This window comes from Grimontia sedimenti (assembly GCF_011045095.1).
Classification (GTDB): Bacteria; Pseudomonadota; Gammaproteobacteria; order Enterobacterales; family Vibrionaceae; genus Enterovibrio; species Enterovibrio sedimenti.
Map to the genome: position 1 here is coordinate 56,910 of NZ_JAALDL010000005.1, position 22,834 is coordinate 79,743.

Sequence of the window (22,834 nt, forward strand, 5' to 3'; positions counted from 1 at the left end):
GCCTAAGTCACAACGGCTTCTAAATTTACGCCTCTAAATAAAGACTTGGGAGAAGCCAAAAAAGGCCGAGGATTGTGACATCAAACATTCTTATCGGCACACCGTACGTTGTTCTTTAATAAAAAAATGCTATCTGACGCACAAATAATTCGCAGATTAAAATAAATACTGAACAAATGTATCGAAAGTGATTCTTGTGTGTATGGATTATTACCTATTCAGTCTGGAGGAGTATGGGATTGCGGTGACGAGTGACAGGCACAAAAAAGCTCCATAAAGGAGCTTTTGCGCACAAGAGAAGAGAGGCTACCACTTTTTCTTGGGAGCAAACAGCTCGTCCAACTCGTCGCCTTCTTTTTCTTTTGGTTGCTGGGCAGCAGTGGATTTATTCAGGTCGGAATTGACATCTTCCAGCATGGCGGAGAGGCTTTCTTTCGCTGATTGACAGTATGGGTCATTCTTAGCGCTCACCACATCCAACGCCTTTTTCAGCAATTGTTGGGCAGTACCCATCTGGCCTTTGATCTTCGCATCGTTTACACGTTTCAACACATTCTCGATGTTGATCTTCATTTGCATCTGCTCGAGGCGCGAGTTCTCTGCCACGAACGCTTGTGTTTGCATGCGACCTTTGGTGTGCTCAGCTTTGATGACTGCGCGCAGACGTTTGACCAATTTCAGCATTGAAATCGCTTCTCGATCGCTATCTGGTACGCGGAAAGAGGTAGACTCTTTGTTTTGATAAGCCTGTTTGATTTGGTTAATTTGCTGCTGCACATCTGCGATGCGTTGAGGTAGGGAACGATCGTTCTTGTCTATCTCATGCATGGTTTTAAGGGCGTCGAGAATTTTCTGGTTCAAACAAACCAGCAGGGTTCCGCTATAAGGCAGGTTGTGTGCGTTACCGATCAGCTCTTCAGTGGCATCAATAACTGCAATATATTTAGCCATTTCTTGGCGCTTTGATGACTCTACGCGCTGGCGCTGTTGGGCCATGATGTTGTAGCCAACAATAAGACCAAGCAAAATGACGCAGAGGCCAACAATTAAGGCGATATTCATAAGTGAGCGTCGATAATCCCAGTTAAAACGATGACTGCCTAAGATACACGATCTGTAGATAGGGTCATAGTTTGTTAGTACTATTTTCGATCTTAGCTAAATTCTGACGTTGCGTAACCCTTTTCTCCAACTTACTGCGTTTGAACGCACGTTTATTCACAGCGCTATCATTAAGTTATTTCCCACATCCCATGTTTATAAAGCCTGAACGGGACAAGGTATTTTGGGCGCTGGATAAAGGTTACGTGCGATAAGGCTACGCCTCCGCTAATTTTAGCGCTATAACAGCATTAGTCCCATTTATTGCTTGCTGCAACATTATGAAATTACAACAACTAAAATATATCGTCGAAGTGGTTAACCACGACCTCAATGTTTCTTCTACCGCAGAAAGCCTCTATACCTCCCAGCCAGGCATCAGCAAGCAAATTCGTTCGCTAGAGGATGAACTGGGTGTGCAGATTTTTGGTCGCAGCGGGAAACACCTGACCAAATTGACGCCAGCAGGTAGCCAGATTGTCGAGATTGCGCGGGATATACTCTCCCGCGTCGACAGCATTAAATCTGTGGCGCAGGAATACACCAATCCAGAGCGTGGCCAACTGAATATTGCAACAACCCACACACAGGCACGATATGCCCTGCCTGACGTGATTTCACGATTCGTGAAGCGTTATCCGAAAGTGTCCCTACACATGCATCAAGCGCGCCGAGTCAAATTGCGGTTTTTGTTTTAAAAGGTGCTTCTGACTTTGCCATTGCGACGGAAGCATCACACCTTTATGAAGATCTATTGATGCTGCCTTGTTATCACTGGACGCGTTCATTGATTGTTCGAAAGGATCATCCACTGGCACAGCGTTCTTCCATCACCATTTACGATATTGCTCAGTACCCGCTGGTGACTTATGTGTTCGGTTTTACCGGTCGCTCCAGTCTGGATACTGCGTTTAATAAAGCCAAACTTAAGCCGAATATTGTGTTTACCGCCACCGATGCGGATGTGATTAAAACCTATGTGCGGTTGGGTGTCGGTATTGGTGTGATGGCGCGTATGGCCTATGACAATGAATTAGATAGGGATTTGGTGGCGATAGATGCCAGCCATATTTTTGATGCGAGCACGACACGTATTGGGTTTAGAAGGGGGACTGTCCTTCGCAGCTATATGTATGACTTTATCGAGAGTTTCGCACCACACCTGACACGGGAAACCATCGAAAAAGTGATGCAGATGAAAGACCCCAACGAGGTCGAGCGGTTCTTCGACCAGTTTGACCTCCCTGTGCGTTAGCCAGCTCTGCATCTTCAGTTTGTTTAGGTATATACTTCGCCTGTTTTTCCGGTGATCCCGCATGGCGGGTGGAGTACTTTCTTGTCGCTATCTCTCAATGTTCTCGCCGAACGTTTTACTCAGTTGGATGGTTTGCTCTCTTCGCATACCTCGTTTTGGCAAGGCGTACCATTTGACTGTCTCGATTTGCCATGGCGTGAGAGCCATCCAGAACTTTGCGAATGGTTAGATACACAATCTCTCGATGAATTGGAAAGCTGGAAAGCAGACCCCGCAGCGTTGTCCAAAGTGCTCAGCAAGTGGCTTCCAGATGCAGAAACCTTGGTTGGGTTATCGGCAGTAGCGACTCCGAAATCCAGTGATGCTCCCTGTGATGCCCATTGGTCGACTGGCGTTCCCGGTCGTAAATGGTCGCAAATCAGCACATTTACCTCGGCTGTAATTGGTGGAGAGGGGGAGCGTTGGCTGGAATGGTGCGCGGGGAAAGGATATCTCGGACGTATTCTCGCGGTGACGAAAAACGCCAGGGTTACCAGTCTGGAATGGCAACAGGCGCTTTGTGAAGATGGGCAGGCGTATGCCGACAAACATAAGTTGCTGATGCAGTTTGTTCAAGGCGACGCCTTTGCAAATGAAAGCCGACAATTGGTTGAAAGCTGTGATCATGCGGTGGCGTTGCACGCCTGCGGCGATTTACATGTGACACTGTTACGTCACGCAGTGGAAGCCAAACCGACTTCAGTGTCGGTTTCACCGTGTTGCTACCACCTGATCCAGAGCAAGCAGTATCAACCGTTGTCTTCGTTAGCAAAAGCATCCGAATTGTCGCTCACCAAACATGATTTAAAGCTTCCCTTGCAGGAAACCGTGACGGCTGGGCAAACCGTGAGGAACAAACGTTTTATCGAAGTCAGCTTTCGATTGGGCTTTGATGCCCTACAGAGGCGCCTATCTAAAACTGAGAAGTATCTTACGGTTCCTAATGTACAAAAGTCTTTGTTAAATGAGGGGTTTGAGGCATTCTGCTGTTGGGCATCTGAACAAAAAGGCATCACTTTGCCAAAAGATGTTCAGTTCGATGATTTCCTAAAAATCGGAGAAAGCCGGTTCCATACCGTAGAGAAAATGGAGACCGTTCGGACACTGTTCCGCCGTCCACTCGAAATTTGGCTGGTTCTCGACCGAGCCCTGTATCTGACGGAAAACGGCTACCACACTGACGTCTCGACATTTTGCTCTCGGGAACTGACACCGAGGAATTTGCTGATTCATGCCATAAGGAAAAAATAAATGGCACTGAGCATGGAAGAGCTCGTCTTAATAGTGCTGGCATTAAGTGCCGGCGCTTTTGTTCAGAGCCTGATTGGTTTCGGGCTTGCCATTGTTTCCGCCCCCATTCTTATGTTTATCGACCCCTCGTTGGTGCCAGCTGCCGTCACATTGGTGACCTTGGGGTTAGCGATAGTGAATACTTGGCAATATCGCAGCCAGCTATCACTCAAAGGGATTGGCTGGGCGTTCGTTGGGCGTATCCCCGGTACCTTTGTTGCTTCTGCTTTGCTTTTTTATCTCTCCGTGAATGCACTTGAGCTCCTGATGGGCATTGCAGTTCTCATTGCGGTTGTGGCTAGTATCTTCAAATTTGCGGTAGAACCGAACAATAGGAATATGTTCTGGGCGGGGTTTGCTGCAGCCATCATGGGAACGACAACTGGGATTGGCGGGCCACCCATGGCCTTGGTGCTTCAGAAGCTGGATGTCGTTAAACTCAGAGCAACGCTCGCGGGTTATTTCATTTTCAGCTGCGCGATTTCATTAGGCGCACAAGCGCTAGCGGGGTATTTCACCTTGTGGCATTTGAAAGTCAGCCTGATTTCACTGCCATTCGTTTTATTATCTTCGGTGTTGGCGCTCCGCCTTGCGCCTTTTGTCAGGGCTGAGTGGGTGAGATATGGGCTGCTGATCTTATGTGGCTTTGCCGGTATCGCACTTCTCAGCAAGGGGCTTGCTTAGCCGATTGAAACCAGCGGTGCTTTGTCAGTTTCACAGATGCAAAAAAGCCAGCGATAAGTCGCTGGCTTTTTGATGGCTCGAAGGCCTTTTAAAACTTCAGGCTGACCTGCATACCAATAAACTGGCTGTCATATGGAGCACCGGCATCTGCTGCGTAACGCGCTGCATCCTGGTTGTTAAACCAAGGGTCGTAGTTCATGCGCACTTCGGTGTCGCCCTGCCACAAGTTGGTCACCCAACCGTGAATATGACCCACAGGGTTTAGCAGGAACAGGCTGACGCCACCTAAGGTGTCTGAGCCCAGCACTTCACCACCGTCTGCGACGATGTTTTGCTCGGTCAGGTACATCCATTCACCCACTGCAGCACCGAACAGCGGTGTCACGATGATGTCCTGAATGGATGGCACTTCCGCGAAAGCTTCAACACCATACTCCCAGAAGAAGGTCGACATGGTGAACGAGTAGAGGAAAGACTCAAACTCAGTGAAACCAGAGTGACGGGCTGCGGTGTAGTAAACACCCCCAAAATAAGGGTGCATGACATAGTTCAGATAGTGGTCATCTTTGTCCCAAACAGGACCTTCTGACACGTTGTCCCACCACTTTTTACCGAGGTTAGAAAAGTCGCGGTCTTCCGGAGTCCAGTTGGTCACGCTCTCCGGCAGGAAAGTCATCAGGCCAACGGTAGCCACACTCAACCCTAAAATGGTGTAGGTCTGACCCATCAGATAATCCCAGTCTTTACCTGAAGAGGTTGACAGGTAACGAGGTAAGCCTTGTGAACGGTACTCATTGACATCGAAAGCGTAGCCAGTATCTACAGGCTGAGCATTGTCTAACGCGGGCAGCGAATAGGCGCTGGTCGTGTTGTAGTGATATGCCTGCTGTTCGAAGTTGATAGTGGACGCATCGAAAGCGGAAACAGAATGAGTTACAAATAAAGCGGCCGCGGCGATAGTAGAGCGAAAACGCACGTAGGATCTCCCACACAAACAAAATGCCAAACCTCATCACATCGTCAAGAGTGGGGGGCTTGGCATGAAAAAATGTCGAATTTAATGACGCTGAGTCATTCGGCACTATTCGGTACGTCCTTTAAGAAGAATGCCGAGACAATTGGTTACTACCCGATACCGTGTGCTAATTGTGAGGCAATCACGGAAAGGCCGCCAATCATAGCAATGGAAAGGGCTACTTTTCCACCGAAAACTTGATATTGGTCGCGATTTAAACCTAAACGGCGTACTTTTTGAGCCATCAAAACGGGGAGTACAACGGCCAGGATCACCAAAGCTATTGACGCAAAACCCAGCGCGGTAATGAATCCTTGCGGATAGAACAAAGCGACTAGCATGGGTGGAAGAAAAGTCACTAAACCTGTCTGAAAGCGGCCTCTTACCGAAGCCGGGCGCTTTAGCATGTCAGCGATGAAGTCGAAAAGCCCCAGACTGACACCAAGAAACGATGTTGCCAGTGCCAAATCCGCAAACAGTGAGATCGCATTGGCGATCCGAGTTGAATCTACCGCAACACTGATGGATTGAATAAACATCCCCAAGTTTGTGTTTTCAGCAAGCGTAGACGCACCCAACACGCCAAAACTTGCAGCTTGCCAGAGCACGTAAATAATCAGTGGCAGGGCGGAGCCAATCAACATCACTTTTCTTAGTGCGTGAATATTGAGCCCGGTGTAAGCCACCACTGACGGAATACTGCCGTGAAAGCCAAATGAGGTGAACATGACAGGAATCGCTGCAATCAATAGCCCTTCCTGCAGTGGCAAGGAAACCAGATTTTGGCTCTCTCCCAAGGGAAGAAGTAATGCCAGGGAAAGCCCAAGAAGCACGACTTTCAGCAGAAACAACCCTCGGTTAATCACATCAACTTTTTGAGTGCCCAACATCACCACGGTCGCCACCAGGCCGGTAAACAGAATGATACCTGCGCTTGGTGGTATCGACTCCGTCGCTGCAAATGCGGTCAGTTTATGGTGGAACTGGCCTCCGCCACCTGCAATGTAGGCAGCACAAAGCGCATACAACAGAAACAGAGTGGCAGCGCTCGCCACCCATTGGCCCTTTTTCCCGAGAAACTGTCTGGCGAGACTGTTTAAGGTTGCGTTAGCAGGTGCATGTTGGTGAACCTCAAGCATCAGTAAAGCGGTATAGCTCATGAGCATCCACATCGCGATCATCAGAATCAGCGAATGAGTAAATCCCAAGCCTGCAGATGCAAGGGGAAGGGCTAACATACCTGCACCAATCGTGGTGCCAGCGATGATCAAAGTGCTTCCTAAAAATTTATTGCGCATAATCGACTTCTTGTAATGATATGTTTACATTTTAAGTGTTGTATAGGGTGAATGCTGCTATAACCCTGCCAGAATATAGAATCCTGTTTTACTGTAAAGTCATATGTAAGAATTTAGGTACGATTGGTGTAATTTAATGTTTACGTCCGTGCTGGGGCATCTATTGCTGTGAAAGTGGGTTGAATTTGAATCGCATCTGGTGAGTATTTTTTGTGCTTGAACGGGCTTCCTGATAACGTTTGAGTATTAATACAGTCTGAACAAGGAGATATCGGTGGAACACAGCAAACTTCGAGTTGCAATGCTCAGCACGGGTGAGGAAGTGCTTCACGGAGACATCACCGATACCAATGCAGCTTGGCTGTCGAGACGTTGCTTTGAAGAAGGGTTCGCCATGCACCGTCGTGTGACGGTGGGGGATGCTCTGGATGACATCGCCATCGAACTCGTTAGGTGCAGTCAGGTGTCAGATGTGGTGATCGTCAATGGTGGTCTTGGGCCAACCACGGATGATTTGACCACAGAAGCCATGGCAATGGCGATGGATGTCGATCTGGAACTCAATAGCCATTGGTTGTCGGAGCTGAAAAGCCGTTTTGAAAAGAACGGTAAGACGATGCCCAAAAGTAACATCAAACAGGCGATGCTGCCGGAAGGCAGTGAGCTGGTGGACAACCCGGTTGGCAGCGCTTGTGGCTTTGCCGCCAAACTCAATGCCTGTTTGTTCTTCTTCACGCCAGGCGTGCCAAGTGAATTTAAGCAGATGTTCGATAATGAAATCCTGCCAAGGCTCCAAGAGCGCTTTCCGAACACTTACCGCCGGGAAATTAACCGTTTCTACACGTTTGGATTTTCAGAATCTCTTCTGAATGACAAATTTGAGTCTTTAGCGTTGCCAGAAGGTTTCGAGCTGGGATACCGCTCTTCCTTGCCTTTTATCGAGGTGAAAGTGTTCTCTCCTCGCCAACATTCTGAAATATCGCTGGTGGCAGACGGTATAAGGAACGTTCTTGGCGATTTGATGGTAGGGGATAACCTCCCCATGTTGGAGTCCGTCGGCGTATTGCTTGAAGAGTCGGGCCTCAAGCTTGCGGTTGCCGAGAAGTTTTCCGGTGGTTATCTCACGAATTGGCTGAACCAAGATGACGATACGCGCCAGGCACTTGTCCAGTCTTGGGTGTTGAGTGAATCTACACTGACTGCAGACGGGGATTACAATCCGCTGGCCGCTGTGCTCGCCATGGCAGCTGCTTCCCGCGAAAATGCAGGTGCCAATATTGGTCTTGCCTGCGGAAATCTCGAAGCAGGTAGAGTGGCGCTTGGTTTGTCGTCTCAGGAAGGTGATTGGGGAGTGATTGTGAAGCCGCGTCGCAACCAGACACCGGAGAACTTTCGGATTTACTGCAGTACCATGTTGCTCGACCTGTTGAGACGTTATCTAACCGGTCAAAACATGTTCCCAGAGATTGCCTCACTGGTGACGTTGGAGTCGCTTCATATTCCCGTCGAGGAAGCAGAAGACCCTGAGCAATGAAAAAATGGCCTGATAATCAGGCCATTTTTCTGCATACCTTTCAACGCTATCGGTAGATGTTTAGATTGAGTGCTTTCGCGAGTTCCGCAATCATCCTCTGCCCGCGCACACTGTTGCCGGATTCATCCAAGGGCGGAGAAAATGCGGCAATGCCACATTTCCCCGGCGCAACGGCAAGCAATCCGCCACCCACGCCACTTTTGCCGGGAAGGCCCACTTCAAACGCCCAGTCACCGGAGTAGTCATACAAACCTTCCATGGTCATCTCTGCGAGTAAAGGTGCCACATTGTCTCGAGACATAACCTGTTCGCCAGACACTGGGTTGACGCCTTTGTTCGCAAATGTGGCGGCTAGCACAGCCAGATCTTTACACGTGACGAGTGTGGAGCATTGTCTGGTGTATACCTCGCAAGCTTCCATCGGGTCGCAGAAACAGTTCCCTGCGGCGTAAAGCAGCCATGCAATGCCACGGTTATGGAAGTTTGTTGTCTGTTCTGACTGGTTGATTTCCTCTGACAGTGTGACGTTTCCCGCGGTGATTCGACGCTGCATGTCCAAAATGCGCTGCCACCTTTGTTCTGGATTGTCTGCTTTCAGCAGACTGACACTGGCCATTGCGCCCGCGTTGACCAACGGAGAGAGAGGCTTGTCTTGATGTTCACATAAAGCCAATACCGAATTGAATGGAAGGCCAGTAGGTTCCGCTCCAATCTTTTCACGAACCGTTTCGGTCCCGACATCTTCCATCAGCAAAGCCAGCGTCACCACTTTAGATATGGATTCAATGGCAAAGCCGAAGTCACTGTCGCCAGCTTGATAAACGTCACCATCAGCCGTGACCACGACTAATGCTGCCAATGCTGAAGGAACTGAAGCGAGACAAGGAATGTAACTGGCATTCTCACCACCTGGGAGATCGCGAAACTGATGGTAAGTATCGTTAACCAAAGCCTGAAGCTCGCTGGGAGAAGGGAGATGATTCATTGTGCGTCTCCTTTCCCTTCTCGATGCATTTCGGTGACAGATTCCGTGTGACGGTCAGAGTGGTTCTCCACACCAGGATGCACACCTTCTACCTGCCATGTAAATGGTGCAAAGTCAGAGTTTTCGCTCCGCCAGTGCGGTTTTCTCGCGGCATATATCAGAAAAGGAATAATGGCGAACACCAGACTGAGGCCAACAAGAATAGAGATAAAGGTTGTTGGGCTGCCTACGGCAATTTGACTGGGTGGGATAAAGCTAAAAGCAAAGGCAATCGCCGAGCTGGTAAAACCCACTCCGGCAAACACATACAAGCCTTTCTTTCCTCCCGGCACACGATATGGGCGTGGGCGATTGGGTTGACTGAAGCGGAGGTAAATCGCCGCTGAGAACATCAGCATATACAGAGTGAGGTAGATAACGGCAGCTAGCTGACTCAGGATTTGGTAAGCGGCTTCTACGGATGGTAACACCACGAAAGTAACGGCAAGGAAACTCACAATGATGCCTTGCACCAAGAGAATATGAGTTGCCATGCCGTTCTTGTTGGTGTGTTGCCAGAATCTGGGCATATAGCCCGCCTTGGCGACTTCAAGCAAACCAGTGGATGGGCCTGCTACCCAGGTGACGATACCAGCCAACACGCCGATGGCGAGGCAAATCGCCATAATCGGACCGAGGAAACCCAGTCCTGCCCATTTGAACATATCGAAGTAGGCCACCAACAGACTTTGGGTCAGGTTGATGTCTGCACTTGGGATCACAAAGGCGATGGCGAGAGTGCCAAGCACAAAGATTACCACAGTACCTAATGCCGCCATACCAATGGCAAGGGGATAAGAGCGGGTAGGGTTATCCAGATCTTTAACGTGGATGGCGTTCATCTCCATCCCGGCATAAAAAAGGAAAATACTGGCTGCCAGCACCACATTGTTGAAGTTGGAAAGGTCAGGTACTAAGTCTTTCCATGCCAGCTCAATCTGGATTTTTTCTCCGCTGAACAGAAAGGCAAAGCCAAGTAGTATCAGGATAATGGCGGGAATAATGGTACCGATGATACCACCCCATTTAGACAGCAAGGTAAAGGCCGCTACCCCGCGAAAAGCGACAAAGGTTGCGAACCAGTAAATCGCGAGCACGATAGCCAGTACGAAGAATTTGTTTTCTGATAGGGCGGCATCAAAGGTTTGATCTGGGCCGATAAAGGCCAGTGAAACCGCACCAAACGTCAATGCCGTGGGGAACCAAACGCAAACCTGAACGAAGAGCAAGAACATTGCCATAAAGGCGAGCTTTGGCCCAAAGGCTTCACCCACCCAGCGGAATATGCCGCCTTTTTCTGGCCAGCCAGTGGCAAGTTCAGCGGCGACCAATGAGACAGGCACCAGAAAGAATGCCGCAGCGAAGACATAGAAGAACACTGAGCTCAATCCATATTCGGCTTCGGCTGGCAGCCCTCTGAGACTGACTACGGCCACAATATTCATAATTGCGAAGGTAACGACGCTGATTTTTCCTACTTCTTTTGCGCCAACTGAAGATTCTTTTTTGTTATTCATTTGGATAGTCCTTTACCTGTCAGGCCGCCTCTGGCCTGACAGTGGGTGATGTAAAGCGCTGTGAGACAAAGATCAGCCGTGGTGGAAAGTAGAAGTCGCACCAGAGTGGACTTGTGGAAATTGCTTGAAGTATTCAACGCTGCGCTTCAGATCTTCCAGTAGCAAAGCAACCATGTCTTTGCTGACGCCATGTCGGATCATAATGCGTTGAATGACAGTGTCCTGACGATTGCCAGGAAGAGGATAAGAAGCAATTTGCCAGCCTCGCATTCGCATGCGATCAGAGAGGTCATAGAGGGTAAATCCCCAATCGCCTTCTTTTAGGCTGTAGCTTAGGGCTGGCAAACCTCCCCGTCCGTCGTAGAAAAGATCGAAGGGCCCAATCTTAGCGATTTCATCTGCGAGCCACTGAGCGGTATTCAGACACGTCGTCTGAATGCCCTTATAGCCATCAAAGCCAAGACGGAGGAAGTTGTAATATTGCGCCACGATTTGTCCACCAGGACGAGAGAAGTTAAGCGCGAAGGTCGGCATGTTCCCACCGAGGTAATCCACGTTGAACACCAAGTCTTCCGGAAGATGCTGTTTATCGCGCCATACTACCCAGCCAACGCCGAGGGGCGCGAGACCATATTTGTGACCAGAGCTGTTGATGGAAACCACGCGGGGCAACCTGAAATCCCATTTCAATTCAGGATTAACAAAAGGTGCAATAAATCCACCTGAAGCGCCGTCAACATGAATAGGAATGTCTAGACCGGTTTCCGCTTGGAGCTCATCCAGCTTTTTGGAAATGGTTTCTACTGGCTCGAATACACAGGTGTAGGTCACCCCAAGAGTCGGAACCACCCCGATGGTGTTTTCATCGACATATTCTGAAAGCTTGTCTGGGTTCATGCAGACTTCGTCACCATCAAGTGGAATTTCGCGCATTTCCACATCGAAGTAGCGGGCGAATTTGTGCCAACAAATTTGCACAGGTCCACAAACAATATTGGGTTTATCTGCGGGTTTTCCCTGAGCCTCGCGTTTCGCTCGCCAGTTCCATTTCATGGCGAGGCCGCCCAGCATGGCTGCTTCCGAAGAGCCAGTGGTTGAACAGCCGACCGTTGTGTCACTCTCCGGGCTGTTCCAAAGCTTGGCGAGGATATGAACACAGCGGGCTTCAATTTCTGCGGTTTGGGGATATTCATCTTTATCGATCATGTTTTTGTCGATACAGACATCCATCAAATCGTGAACACTGGGCTCCATCCAGGTCGAGCAGAACGTCGCCAAATTCTGGCGCGCGTTGCCATCCATCAACAACTCATCTTTCAACAGTTGGGCAATCAGCTCCGGTGATTGGCTTTTTGGGGAAGGGAATACTTGGGAAGCTGGGTTTGAGAGAGGGCCTCTTCGTAAATATCTTCTATTTCAGGGTATTGTTTGTTGGTGAAGTGCAATCCCATTGTCTGCTCCTTATAAGGGTTTTTATTGCAGTCCTGATTGAGTTTTCAACGGTATGGAAAATCGTAGTTGCGCCTTACACGTTGAGACCTGTTTCAGTATTGGATTGCATATTTCTATGAAGTGACTGAAATATGAGATAAGCCGGAGAGAAGTCCTGAAGGTGACATATCTGTGAGCAGAGAATAAAGTGCGCCTACTTTAAGGTAGCAAGGTTGTCTGATTTCACTAAGGTATATACCAACCAAGATTCGCTGCCTTCAGATATTGCTGTGTGTGATGTGAAATAGCATTCTGCGAGGCAGATATTCAGGTGGTTTGACTGTAAGAAGAAAAAGAAGGCCGCGACCGAGTCAGAGGTTCGCGGCTTTTTTTGCTACAAAAGAAACTTGGTAATCGAATTCCAATGAAACATCTTCACTGGGGGTAGAGCGGCATGTCAGGATTTCACCGGCGGCGAGGTATGCCATCGCGTCGTCCTGAGCAACATTGCCCTTGTCTAACTTGCAGCGACAGGCTCCACACACACCATTCCTGCATTGGAATTCTGGCTGCAGGCCTGCTTGCTCGAGTTGCTCAAGCAGAGGCTGGTGGGTATTGCCCACCAGCGTTTGTCCGTTCACTGTAATAGCGATTCGGCTCATAGTTCGAAATCACCCAGATCGTCGATATCAACGTCGTTGTCGATTTGGCCAACCAGGTAAGAACTGATTTCTGCTTCCTGTGGAGCAACCTGAACGTTGTCAGAAGACAGCCAAGCGTTGATCCAAGGAATAGGGTTTTGGCTCGCGCCTTGATAAGCTGGCTTAAGACCAACAGCCGCCATACGCAGATTGGTGATGTACTCCACGTACTGGCACAGAATGTCTTTGTTCAGGCCAATCATAGAACCGTCTTTGAATAGGTATTCCGCCCACTCTTTTTCTTGCTCAGCCGCATCTTTGAACAGGTCAAAACAAGTTTGCTCACATTCTTTAGCAATCTCGGCCATTTCTGGATCGTCGTCACCGGAACGCAGAATATTCAGCATATGCTGGGTACTGGTCAGGTGAAGCGCTTCATCGCGGGCAATCAGTTTAATGATCTTGGCGTTACCTTCCATCAGCTCACGCTCAGCAAACGCAAATGAACAGGCAAAGCTTACGTAGAAACGAATGGCTTCCAGTGCGTTAACAGACATCAGGCAAACATAGAGCTTTTTCTTCAGCTCGCGCAGAGACACAACAACGGTTTCACCGTTAACCGTGTGTTCACCCTCGCCTAAACGGTGGTAATCGCTGGTGGCTTTAATCAGGTCATCGTAGTAACCCGCGATGTCATTCGCTCGCTTGATGATGTGCTCGTTCACCACAATGTCATCAAACACCAGTGCCGGATTGGTTACGATGTTACGGATGATGTGGGTGTAAGAACGCGAGTGAATGGTCTCTGAGAAAGACCAGGTCTCAATCCAGGTTTCCAGTTCTGGAATAGAAACCAGCGGCAAAAGTGCCACATTCGGGCTGCGGCCTTGAATTGAATCCAGCAGCGTTTGGTATTTCAGGTTGCTGATGAAGATGTGTTTCTCATGCTCTGGCAGCTTGTTGTAGTCGATGCGGTCACTGGAGACATCGACTTCTTCGGGGCGCCAGAAGAAGGAAAGCTGCTTCTCAATCAGCTTCTCGAAAATTTCGTACTTTTGCTGGTCGTAGCGAGCAACGTTAACCGGCTGACCAAAGAACATTGGTTCTTTGAGTGCGTTATTGTTTTCTTTAGAAAAAGTGCTGTAAGCCATTGCCGTAAATTTACCAATCAGGTTGAAACTTCAAAGAGGGAGCTAATGCTCCCCCCAAATTCTTTACTTAGATTTTGCAAGCGCCGCCTGCGCAATCATCATCTTGTGCTGCGAGATCTTTCTGCGCATCGTCTGCACCGTCACGAGTGTTGTGATAGTACAGGGTTTTCACACCCAGCTTATAGGCAGAAAGCAAATCTTTGAGAAGCAGCTTCATTGGTACCTTGCCACCAGCCTGTTTGCTTGGGTCGTAGTTCGTGTTGGCAGAGATTGCCTGGTCTACGAACTTCTGCATCAGACCAACCAATTGCAGGTAACCGTCGTTTGATTCGATGTTCCAAAGCAGCTCGTAGTTGTCTTTGTACTTGTCGTACTCAGGAACCACCTGCTTGAGGATGCCATCTTTAGACGCCTTAATTGATACGAAGCCGCGTGGAGGTTCGATCCCGTTTGTGGCGTTAGAGATTTGCGAAGAAGTCTCTGAAGGCATCAGTGCAGAAAGCGTTGAGTTACGCAGACCATGCTCCATGATCTCTGAGCGAAGCGCATCCCAATCATAGTGCAATGGCTCATCGCAGATTGCATCTAGGTCGCGCTTGTAAGTATCGATTGGCAACAAGCCTTTCGCGTAGTTGGTTTCGTTAAATGAAGGACATGCGCCTTGCTCTTTCGCCAGACCAACAGACGCTTTCAACAGGTAGTACTGAATCGCTTCGAACGTGCGGTGAGTCAGGCCGTTTGCACTGCCGTCTGAGTAACGCACGCCATTTTTCGCCAGGTAGTAGGCAAAGTTGATCACGCCTACACCCAGTGTACGGCGGTTCATGGTCGCTTTACGCGCTGCTGGTAGCGGGTAATCCTGGTAATCCAGCAGGGAGTCCAGAGCACGGATAGTCAGGTCAGCCAACTCTTCCAGCTCGTCCAGCTCTTTAATCGCACCCAGGTTGAATGCAGACAGCGTACACAGTGCAATCTCGCCCTGATCGTCTTCAACGTTGGTCAGTGGTTTGGTTGGCAGCGCAATTTCCAGACACAGGTTAGACTGACGAATCGGTGCAACCTGAGGGTCAAACGGGCTGTGAGTATTACAGTGGTCCACGTTCTGAATGTAGATACGACCCGTTGAGGCACGCTCTTGCATCATCAGCGAGAACAGCTCTACCGCTTTACGGGTTTCACGCTTGATGGATGGGTCGTTCTCGTACTGAACGTACAGGCGCTCAAATTCTTCTTGGTCCGCAAAGAACGCGTCGTACAACCCCGGTACATCTGATGGTGAGAACAGAGAAATGCTCTCGCCCTTGATCAGGCGGGTGTACATCAGTTTGTTGATTTGAACACCGTAGTCCATGTGACGAACACGGTTCTCTTCAACGCCACGGTTATTCTTCAGAACCAGCAGGCTTTCTACTTCACGGTGCCACATTGGGTAGAACAGGGTCGCTGCACCACCACGCACACCACCTTGTGAACAACACTTCACCGCTGTCTGGAAGTATTTGTAGAAAGGAATACAACCAGTGTGGAAAGCCTCGCCACCGCGGATTGGGCTACCCAGTGCACGGATGCGACCAGCGTTGATGCCGATACCGGCACGCTGACTCACGTAGCGAACAATTGCACTCGCCGTTGCGTTGATAGAATCCAGGCTGTCATCACACTCAATCAGTACACAAGAGCTGAACTGACGGGTTGGTGTGCGCACACCAGACATAATGGGTGTTGGCAGAGAAATCTTGAACAGAGATACCGCGTCATAGAAGCGACGGATGTAGTCCAGACGGGTCTCTTTCGGGTGGTTAGCAAATAGACATGCTGCAACCATAATGTACAAAAACTGTGCACTTTCGTAGATTTCACCAGTAACACGGTTCTGTACCAAATATTTACCTTCCAACTGCTTCACTGCTGCGTATGAAAAATTCATATCTCGCCAGTGGTCAATGTAGGTATCAAGAATGTTCAATTCTTCAGCAGTATAGTCTTCAAGTAGATGCTTATCATACTTGCCCATATCAACCATTTTGTTGACGTGGTCGAAAAGCGTTGGTGGCTCAAATTGGCCGTAAGCCTTCTTGCGCAAGTGAAAAACGGCAAGGCGTGCAGCCAGATACTGATAATCCGGCGTCTCTTCAGAGATCAGATCGGCAGCCGCTTTGATGATAGTTTCGTGAATGTCTTCAGTTTTGATACCGTCGTAAAATTGAATGTGAGAACGGAGTTCGACTTGTGATACAGAGACATTGTCGAGGCCTTCAGCGGCCCAGGTGATGACGCGGTGGATTTTGTCGAGATCTATGTTTTCCTTAACACCACTGCGCTTTTGGACGGTAATTTGTTGGTTCATTTATCTTGTTCCCGGTATTTCCTTGCCTGAAGACCTGTTTTTGTAAAATTTCACAAATTGCAAGGATGATTTGTGATCAATATTAAACTTATGGCGTAGTCATCAAAACACTATATATAGGGTCTACGCTCGACTTGAGTAACAAGATAGTGGTGAGGCGGAGATAATGCAAGTTCCCCCTGAGACAGGTGTCTGTGGATATCTTGGGGATGGGAATTGTTATGTTAGTGCTTACTCACTGTTTTATCCCAAGTAAGGCAATGGTATAGAAAAAATCAACGATTTTTACGGTACGAAATGAAATAAAAAAAAATATTCTGCTTGCCTGATGACGCTTTCGGTGCATCCCGTTAAGCGTCTGAATAGTGGTTATTTTCTGTTCTGGACCAGTGTGATTGGGATCAGAATAATGACAGAATCTCTACAGGTTTATTAAAAATCTGATCGGCCTCCCATTCGGTTGGTCGATCGGTTTCACCGATATACCCCCATGACGCTACCGCAGACATCATGTTGGCCGCTTTGGCAGCCACAATGTCATTCTGTATATCCCCAACATATAGGCATTTTTCTGGTTCGATAGTCAGAATCGACGCACCGTGCAGTAACGGCGCGGGGTGGGGCTTCGCATGTGGTGTAGTGTCGGCACAGACAATGGTTCTGGCCTGTAAGAGCAAAGGGAAGTAGGGAAGGAGCATTCCAGTCAGAAACCCCGGCTTGTTGGTCACAATACCCCAGGGGATCTGTCTCTCGGTGAGTTGTTCCAGTAGTTCAACCACACCACTATATAGTGTGGTTGTAGTACAAATATTTTCTGCATAGTGCTCGAGAAAGGAAAGTCGCAGTTGGTCGAGGTCTTTTCCTTGCAGCGCATCGCCAAAGCCCGTGCGAAGTAGACCTCTGGCACCGTGACTGGTATTGGCCTGAATCTGGCTTTCAGAAAGAGGAGGGAGTCCGTGATCTTTCAAAACACAGTTTGCGGCGTTGGCCATATCGGGCGCGGTATCCAGTAAGGTGCCATCCAAATCAAACAGAACTGCTTCTACGTTTCCTTTCATTAATTTTCCTTGTTCAGGTTTTGGCGCTCAAAATAAAGCCCGGATTATTCCGGGCTTTGAGTATGTACGATGTAATTCACGTCCACATTACGCGGTGACAGCCAGTATCGATCCGTCAGCGGGTTGTAATGTAACCCTGTCATGTGCTGTTCCTGAAGTGGCGTATAGTCGATCATCTTCAGCAACTCAGAAGGGCGGATGAACTTGTTATGGTCATGCGTGCCTTTAGGCACAATCTTCATCACATGCTCTGCACCGACAATCGCAAACAACCAGGATTTAGTATTGCGGTTTAGAGTAGAGAAGAATACGTGACCGCCCGGTTTTACCATCTTCGCACAGGAAGCAATCACAGAAGCAGGATCGGGTACATGCTCTAGCATTTCCATACAGGTCACCACATCGTAATGGCCCTGATGTGCTTCAGCATGTTCTTCGGCGGTAGATTGTACGTAAGAGACTGTCGTACCTGTTTCCAGTGCATGCAAACGTGCCACCGTTAGCGGCTCTTTGCCCATATCCAGGCCAGTTACATCGGCACCTTCTCGTGCCATGCTTTCTGCCAGGATACCGCCACCACAACCCACATCGAGTACTTTCTTGCCAAAAATCCCTCCGCTTTTCTCAATCACATAGTTGAGGCGAAGGGGATTGATTCGGTGTAAAGGTTTGAACTCGCCTTCCAGATCCCACCAACGGGAAGCCATGTCTTCGAATTTTTGAATTTCCGCCGGATCGACGTTGAGTTGGGTTGTCATCTACATCTTATCCCTAAAAATTTTTTCCATTATACCCGTTTTGATTGCTATTGCAGGTGGAAGATTTGTTGCTAAACACAGCAAGGTTGAAGTCTTTATGCTTTGAATGTTACTACGGTTGATGGATAGATAGAGATTGAGCGAGGAGATCACAAAGCCGGAGGCAGACCCCCGGCGAGATTGGAAAAGTCGTGGTTATCGTGTTGGAGAAAAGTTAAGCGGCATTGGTTACTGCAACGGCAGCCAGAAGCCCTAACAAAGTGTATTTTCCAACAATGATGGCCATACCCACAGCATTGATAGCTTGATGTAACATAGCGCCCCCTGATTTTTCTTAGCGACACTTTTTTGTGTCATGGGCATTTTCCCCTACATAATTAGGGGATATTGAGACCAGGTTCCCATTGTACTTTTCCTTCCTTTATTACATCCGGATCCGTGAAGTGGGTAGTTTTCTCTTCTTACATGCGGTTTCACGACCTTTTGATATGAAAAAGACGCCTGAGCGTCTCTCAGGCTTTCTAGCAAAATTTGCTGGTTCCACCCTGTCATTGAGCGTTTTTTGGCCCTGTCGTGCGTTAGAGCGCCAAAATAAGAGTAATTCGTGATTTATCTCGGGTTTAGGCTGTGACTCTTTGCCCGCTTTTATGGTATTCTCACCTGTCTTGCACGTAGTCATTTTTGACATACTTACCTGAGGGATATTGGCTCCATGAGCGATCTTGCTAAAGAGATCACGCCCGTCAACATTGAAGAGGAGCTGAAAAGCTCATACCTCGACTACGCGATGTCAGTTATCGTGGGTCGTGCTCTTCCAGATGTGCGTGATGGTCTGAAGCCTGTACACCGCCGCGTTCTTTTCGCGATGAATGTACTTGGCAACGACTGGAACAAAGCATACAAAAAATCTGCGCGTGTTGTTGGCGATGTGATCGGTAAATACCACCCACACGGTGACAGCGCTGTTTACGACACCATTGTTCGTATGGCTCAGCCGTTCTCACTGCGTTACATGCTGGTCGATGGCCAGGGTAACTTCGGTTCGATCGACGGCGACTCAGCGGCAGCAATGCGTTATACCGAAGTTCGCATGGCGAAAATCGCCCACGAACTGCTGGCTGATCTGGATAAAGAAACTGTCGACTACGTTCCTAACTACGACGGTACTGAACAGATCCCAGAGGTAATGCCAACCCGAATTCCTAACCTGCTGGTGAACGGTTCTTCCGGTATCGCCGTAGGTATGGCGACCAATATTCCTCCGCACAACCTGACTGAAGTCGTTAACGGCTGTCTGGCGTACATCGAGAATGAAGACATCACTATCGAAGAGTTGATGACGCACATTCCGGGCCCAGACTTCCCAACAGCGGCAATGATCAATGGCCGTAAAGGCATTGAAGATGCGTACCGTACCGGTCGCGGTAAGATTTACCTGCGTTCGAAAGCCGATATCGAAGTCGATAAAAACGGCCGCGAGACCATCATCGTTTCTGAGATCCCTTATCAGGTCAACAAAGCACGTTTGATCGAGAAGATCGCCGAACTGGTGAAAGATAAGAAGATTGAAGGCATCAGTGCGCTGCGCGACGAGTCTGACAAAGACGGTATGCGCATCGTTATCGAATGTAAGCGTGACGCAGTGGGTGAGGTTATCCTCAACAACCTGTACGCACAGACGCAACTGCAAACCTCTTTCGGTATCAACATGGTGGCACTGGATAACAACCAGCCACGACTGTTCAACCTGAAAGACATGCTGAAGTGCTTCGTGAACCACCGCCGTGAAGTGGTGACACGTCGTACGATTTTCGAACTGCGCAAAGCACGTGACCGTGCACACATCCTTGAAGGCCTGGCGATTGCGCTGGCAAACATTGATGAAATCATTGAGCTGATCCGTAACGCTCAGACCCCAGCGATTGCACGCGAAGAGCTGCAAAACCGTGGCTGGGATCTGGGAACCGTTGCTGTGATGCTGGAAGCGACCGGTGTTGATGCGGCGCGTCCTGAGTGGCTGGAAGATGAGTTTGGCGTCCGTGACGGCAAATACTTCCTGACCGAGCAACAAGCGCAAGCAATTCTGGATCTGCGTCTGCACAAACTGACCGGTCTTGAGCACGAGAAGATCCTGGATGAATACAAAGAACTGCTGGCACTGATCGGCGAGCTGATGTTCATTCTGTCCAGCCCTGAGCGTCTGATGGAAGTGATCACCGAAGAGCTGACTGCTGTTCGTGATGGTTTCGGCGATGAGCGCCGCACTGAAATCACAGCTGCAAGTGCTGACATCGACATCGAAGACCTGATCAATCAGGAAGATGTTGTTGTGACCCTGTCGCACGAAGGTTACGTGAAGTATCAGCCTCTGACTGACTACGAAGCGCAGCGTCGTGGTGGTAAAGGTAAGTCAGCGACTCGCATGAAAGAAGAAGACTACATTGAGCGTCTTCTGGTGGCGAATACACACGATACTATTCTGTGTTTCTCAAGCCGCGGCCGTATGTACTGGCTGAAGGTTTACCAATTACCTCTGGCATCACGTACTGCTCGTGGTAAGCCGATTGTTAACCTATTGCCTCTGGAGCAGGACGAGCGCATTACTGCGATCCTTCCTGTTAAAGAGTACGAAGAAGACAAGTTCGTCTTCATGGCAACCGGTGACGGTACTGTGAAGAAGACGCCGCTGACTGATTTCAGCCGTCCTCGTAGCGCAGGTATCATCGCAGTGAATCTGCGTGAAAACGATTCTCTGATTGGTGTTGATATCACCACTGGTGATAACGACATCATGCTGTTCTCGAAGTCTGGTAAAGTTGTTCGCTTCAACGAAGGCCAGGTTCGTGGCATGGGCCGCACTGCGGCTGGTGTTCGTGGTATCAAACTGGCAGAGGGCGACAAAGTTGTTTCTCTGATTGTTCCTCACAACGACGGTGATGTTCTGACCGTAACTGAAAACGGTTACGGTAAGCGTACCGAGCTTGTTGAGTACCCAGCGAAGAGCCGTGCAACCCAAGGTGTGGTATCGATCAAGGTTTCTGAGCGTAACGGCTGTGTAGTCGGTGCCGTTCAGGTAGAAACCGGTGATGAGTTCATGATGATCACCAACGCAGGTACGCTGGTACGTACCCGTGTGGCAGAAGTCAGCCAGGTTGGCCGTAACACCCAGGGTGTGACGCTAATCCGTACCTCTGAAGACGAAAAAGTGGTTGGTCTTCAGCGCATCGATGAGCCTGATGAAGAGTTACTGCCATTGGATGAAGACGGTGACGTTGACGCAGAAGCGCAATCAACTGCCGACGCACCATCAGAAGACTCAACAGATGGAGAAGCGACCGAGGAGTAATTCCTGGCCTGCATTCATCAATCTGAAAAAAACGCAGCATTCGCTGCGTTTTTTTTTATTCCCTTTTTAATTGTGTCGTCATTAGATCAACACTTTCCGTTCCAATCGCCTGCGAAAGGTGATAAAACAAAACGAACAACAATTCATCACGGCTTCTCACTGCCCCCATTTGCGGGCGTTGTCGGGAATGAATTTCCTCAGTGACAAAATTAGAAAGCCATAAATAAGCGATTTAATGCAGGAGCATTCAAAAATCATGGAAAAGGTATATAACTTCTCTGCTGGCCCGGCGATGTTGCCGGAAGCGGTTCTGGAAAAAGTACAGGGTGAACTGACTAACTGGAACGGCTTGGGTACTTCCGTCATGGAGATTTCCCACCGCAGTAAGGAATTTCTGGCTGTTGTTGATGACGCCGAGAAAAACCTCCGTGAACTGCTGTCTATTCCTGATAACTACCATGTTCTATACGCACAAGGCGGTGCCCGTGCGCAGTTTGCTGCAGTGCCAATGAACCTTTTGGGCAGCAACACCATTGCTGACTATGTAGACGGCGGCTACTGGGCTGCAAGTGCAGTAAAAGAAGCCAAAAAATACTGCACACCTAACGTGGTAACAGTAAAAACGGAAATCGATGGCAAACGCGCGATCTTGCCTGCGAAAGACTGGAAGCTGAGCAACGATGCTGCGTTTGTTCACTTCTGTCCAAACGAAACCATCGATGGGATTGAAATCCGGGATTTGCCAGAAACAGACAAGCCAATCGTGGCAGATATGTCCTCAACGATTCTGTCTCGTCCTATCGATGTGTCTAAGTACGGTGTGATTTACGCGGGTGCGCAGAAAAATATCGGCCCTGCTGGTATTACGCTGGTGATTGTTCGCGACGATCTGCTGGGCAAAGCCAAAGATTTCCTGCCGAATGTATTGAACTACACCACGTTGGTAGATAAAGAGTCTATGTTCAATACGCCACCGACATTTGGTTGGTATTTGGCGGGTGAAGTATACAAATGGCTGAAAGAGCAGGGCGGTGTGGAAGCCATGCAGAAGAAGAATGAAGAGAAAGCTGCGTTGCTTTACGACTTCATTGATGGTTCTGACTTCTACGTGAACAACATCCATGCTGACAACCGTTCATTGATGAACGTGCCTTTCCAGTTGGTGAATCCTGAGCTTGACGCGAAATTCCTTGCTGAATCAGATGCGCTTGGTCTGAAAGCGCTGAAAGGCCACCGTGATGTGGGTGGTATGCGTGCATCTATCTACAATGCGATGTCTTTGGAAGGTGTTCAGGCATTGGTTGCCTTTATGAAAGACTTCGAAGCCAAAAACGCGTAATAAGCC

General features: G+C 48.9%; 15 protein-coding genes and 2 pseudogenes. 6 read left to right on the top strand and 11 right to left on the bottom strand.

The genetic code is table 11. The features are described from left to right. Positions 1-306: 306 nt before the first annotated feature. Positions 307-1,062 (bottom strand): DNA repair protein, encoded by a 756-nt coding sequence (locus G5S52_RS08850; RefSeq protein ID WP_165012868.1) that lies wholly within the window; start codon positions 1,060-1,062, stop codon positions 307-309. A 320-nt stretch (positions 1,063-1,382) separates the two neighbouring features. Between G5S52_RS08850 and cysB the strand changes: the two are divergent. The 3 genes and pseudogenes from cysB (at position 1,383) to G5S52_RS08865 (ending at position 4,369) form a co-directional block, all read left to right on the top strand. Continuing rightward, positions 1,383-2,356 (top strand): annotated as a pseudogene (gene cysB, locus G5S52_RS08855) (HTH-type transcriptional regulator CysB). 81 nt (positions 2,357-2,437) lie between these two features. After that, complete coding sequence (locus G5S52_RS08860) at positions 2,438-3,646, top strand: methyltransferase (protein WP_165012870.1); 1,209 nt, start codon at positions 2,438-2,440, stop codon at positions 3,644-3,646. Then, positions 3,647-4,369, top strand: coding sequence for a sulfite exporter TauE/SafE family protein (locus G5S52_RS08865; RefSeq protein ID WP_165012872.1), 723 nt, complete (start codon positions 3,647-3,649; stop codon positions 4,367-4,369). A gap of 88 nt (positions 4,370-4,457) precedes the next feature. Here G5S52_RS08865 and G5S52_RS08870 read toward each other — a convergent pair whose 3' ends face one another. Together G5S52_RS08870 and G5S52_RS08875 are read right to left on the bottom strand one after the other, a co-directional pair. Continuing rightward, on the bottom strand, positions 4,458-5,345 hold the full coding sequence (locus G5S52_RS08870) for a DUF3943 domain-containing protein (protein ID WP_165012874.1): 888 nt from the start codon (positions 5,343-5,345) through the stop codon (positions 4,458-4,460). 149 nt (positions 5,346-5,494) lie between these two features. Beyond that, positions 5,495-6,682, bottom strand: coding sequence for an aromatic amino acid transport family protein (locus tag G5S52_RS08875; protein WP_165012876.1), 1,188 nt, complete (start codon positions 6,680-6,682; stop codon positions 5,495-5,497). A 274-nt stretch (positions 6,683-6,956) separates the two neighbouring features. Here G5S52_RS08875 and G5S52_RS08880 point away from each other — a divergent pair, with 274 nt between their 5' ends. Further along, positions 6,957-8,216 (top strand): CinA family nicotinamide mononucleotide deamidase-related protein, encoded by a 1,260-nt coding sequence (locus G5S52_RS08880; RefSeq protein WP_368737463.1) that lies wholly within the window; start codon positions 6,957-6,959, stop codon positions 8,214-8,216. Positions 8,217-8,262: 46 nt separating this feature from the next. Here the strand turns inward: G5S52_RS08880 and glsA are convergent, their stop codons facing one another. The 8 genes and pseudogenes from glsA to ubiG all read right to left on the bottom strand — a co-directional run bounded on the left by glsA (position 8,263) and on the right by ubiG (position 18,143). Then, on the bottom strand, positions 8,263-9,201 hold the full coding sequence (gene glsA, locus G5S52_RS08885) for a glutaminase A (protein WP_165012878.1): 939 nt from the start codon (positions 9,199-9,201) through the stop codon (positions 8,263-8,265). Next, positions 9,198-10,757: a glutamine/gamma-aminobutyrate antiporter GadC gene (gadC, locus tag G5S52_RS08890; RefSeq protein WP_165012880.1), complete on the bottom strand. Its 1,560-nt coding sequence runs from the start codon at positions 10,755-10,757 to the stop codon at positions 9,198-9,200. The genes glsA and gadC overlap by 4 nt, the downstream gene beginning before the upstream one ends. Positions 10,758-10,829: 72 nt before the next feature. After that, positions 10,830-12,208: pseudogene (gene gad / locus G5S52_RS08895) on the bottom strand (glutamate decarboxylase). 351 nt (positions 12,209-12,559) lie between these two features. After that, positions 12,560-12,850, bottom strand: coding sequence for a 2Fe-2S iron-sulfur cluster-binding protein (locus G5S52_RS08900; RefSeq protein ID WP_165012882.1), 291 nt, complete (start codon positions 12,848-12,850; stop codon positions 12,560-12,562). Next, on the bottom strand, positions 12,847-13,980 hold the full coding sequence (nrdB, locus tag G5S52_RS08905; protein WP_002539226.1) for a class Ia ribonucleoside-diphosphate reductase subunit beta: 1,134 nt from the start codon (positions 13,978-13,980) through the stop codon (positions 12,847-12,849). The genes G5S52_RS08900 and nrdB overlap by 4 nt, the downstream gene beginning before the upstream one ends. A 67-nt stretch (positions 13,981-14,047) precedes the next feature. Next, the gene (nrdA, locus tag G5S52_RS08910; protein ID WP_165012884.1) at positions 14,048-16,327 is read right to left on the bottom strand and encodes a class 1a ribonucleoside-diphosphate reductase subunit alpha; all 2,280 of its coding nucleotides are present in this window, start codon (positions 16,325-16,327) and stop codon (positions 14,048-14,050) included. Between the two features lie 401 nt (positions 16,328-16,728). Beyond that, positions 16,729-17,385, bottom strand: a complete 657-nt coding sequence (locus G5S52_RS08915; protein WP_165012886.1) for an HAD family hydrolase — start codon at positions 17,383-17,385, stop codon at positions 16,729-16,731. Between the two features lie 44 nt (positions 17,386-17,429). Further along, entirely contained in the window at positions 17,430-18,143 is a 714-nt protein-coding gene (gene ubiG / locus G5S52_RS08920) for a bifunctional 2-polyprenyl-6-hydroxyphenol methylase/3-demethylubiquinol 3-O-methyltransferase UbiG (RefSeq protein ID WP_165012888.1), read from the bottom strand. Positions 18,144-18,855: 712 nt separating this feature from the next. Here ubiG and gyrA point away from each other — a divergent pair. Both gyrA and serC read left to right on the top strand, forming a co-directional pair. After that, positions 18,856-21,489, top strand: a complete 2,634-nt coding sequence (gene gyrA / locus G5S52_RS08925) for a DNA topoisomerase (ATP-hydrolyzing) subunit A (protein ID WP_165012890.1) — start codon at positions 18,856-18,858, stop codon at positions 21,487-21,489. A gap of 256 nt (positions 21,490-21,745) precedes the next feature. Beyond that, positions 21,746-22,828 carry a 3-phosphoserine/phosphohydroxythreonine transaminase gene (gene serC / locus G5S52_RS08930; RefSeq protein ID WP_002539235.1) on the top strand — a complete coding sequence of 361 codons (1,083 nt, stop codon included), beginning with the start codon at positions 21,746-21,748 and terminating at the stop codon, positions 22,826-22,828. The last annotated feature ends 6 nt before the right edge of the window (positions 22,829-22,834 follow it).

What these genes read in the sequence shown, in the direction of transcription:
- G5S52_RS08850 (WP_165012868.1), bottom strand. Translation starts at nt 1,062, where the DNA reads ATGAATATCGCCTTAATTGTTGGCCTCTGCGTCATTTTGCTTGGTCTT.
- G5S52_RS08865 (WP_165012872.1), top strand. Translation starts at nt 3,647, where the DNA reads ATGGCACTGAGCATGGAAGAGCTCGTCTTAATAGTGCTGGCATTAAGT.
- G5S52_RS08875 (WP_165012876.1), bottom strand. Translation starts at nt 6,682, where the DNA reads ATGCGCAATAAATTTTTAGGAAGCACTTTGATCATCGCTGGCACCACG.
- glsA (WP_165012878.1), bottom strand. Translation starts at nt 9,201, where the DNA reads ATGAATCATCTCCCTTCTCCCAGCGAGCTTCAGGCTTTGGTTAACGAT.
- gadC (WP_165012880.1), bottom strand. Translation starts at nt 10,757, where the DNA reads ATGAATAACAAAAAAGAATCTTCAGTTGGCGCAAAAGAAGTAGGAAAA.
- G5S52_RS08900 (WP_165012882.1), bottom strand. Translation starts at nt 12,850, where the DNA reads ATGAGCCGAATCGCTATTACAGTGAACGGACAAACGCTGGTGGGCAAT.
- nrdB (WP_002539226.1), bottom strand. Translation starts at nt 13,980, where the DNA reads ATGGCTTACAGCACTTTTTCTAAAGAAAACAATAACGCACTCAAAGAA.
- nrdA (WP_165012884.1), bottom strand. Translation starts at nt 16,327, where the DNA reads ATGAACCAACAAATTACCGTCCAAAAGCGCAGTGGTGTTAAGGAAAAC.
- G5S52_RS08915 (WP_165012886.1), bottom strand. Translation starts at nt 17,385, where the DNA reads ATGAAAGGAAACGTAGAAGCAGTTCTGTTTGATTTGGATGGCACCTTA.
- ubiG (WP_165012888.1), bottom strand. Translation starts at nt 18,143, where the DNA reads ATGACAACCCAACTCAACGTCGATCCGGCGGAAATTCAAAAATTCGAA.
- gyrA (WP_165012890.1), top strand. Translation starts at nt 18,856, where the DNA reads ATGAGCGATCTTGCTAAAGAGATCACGCCCGTCAACATTGAAGAGGAG.
- serC (WP_002539235.1), top strand. Translation starts at nt 21,746, where the DNA reads ATGGAAAAGGTATATAACTTCTCTGCTGGCCCGGCGATGTTGCCGGAA.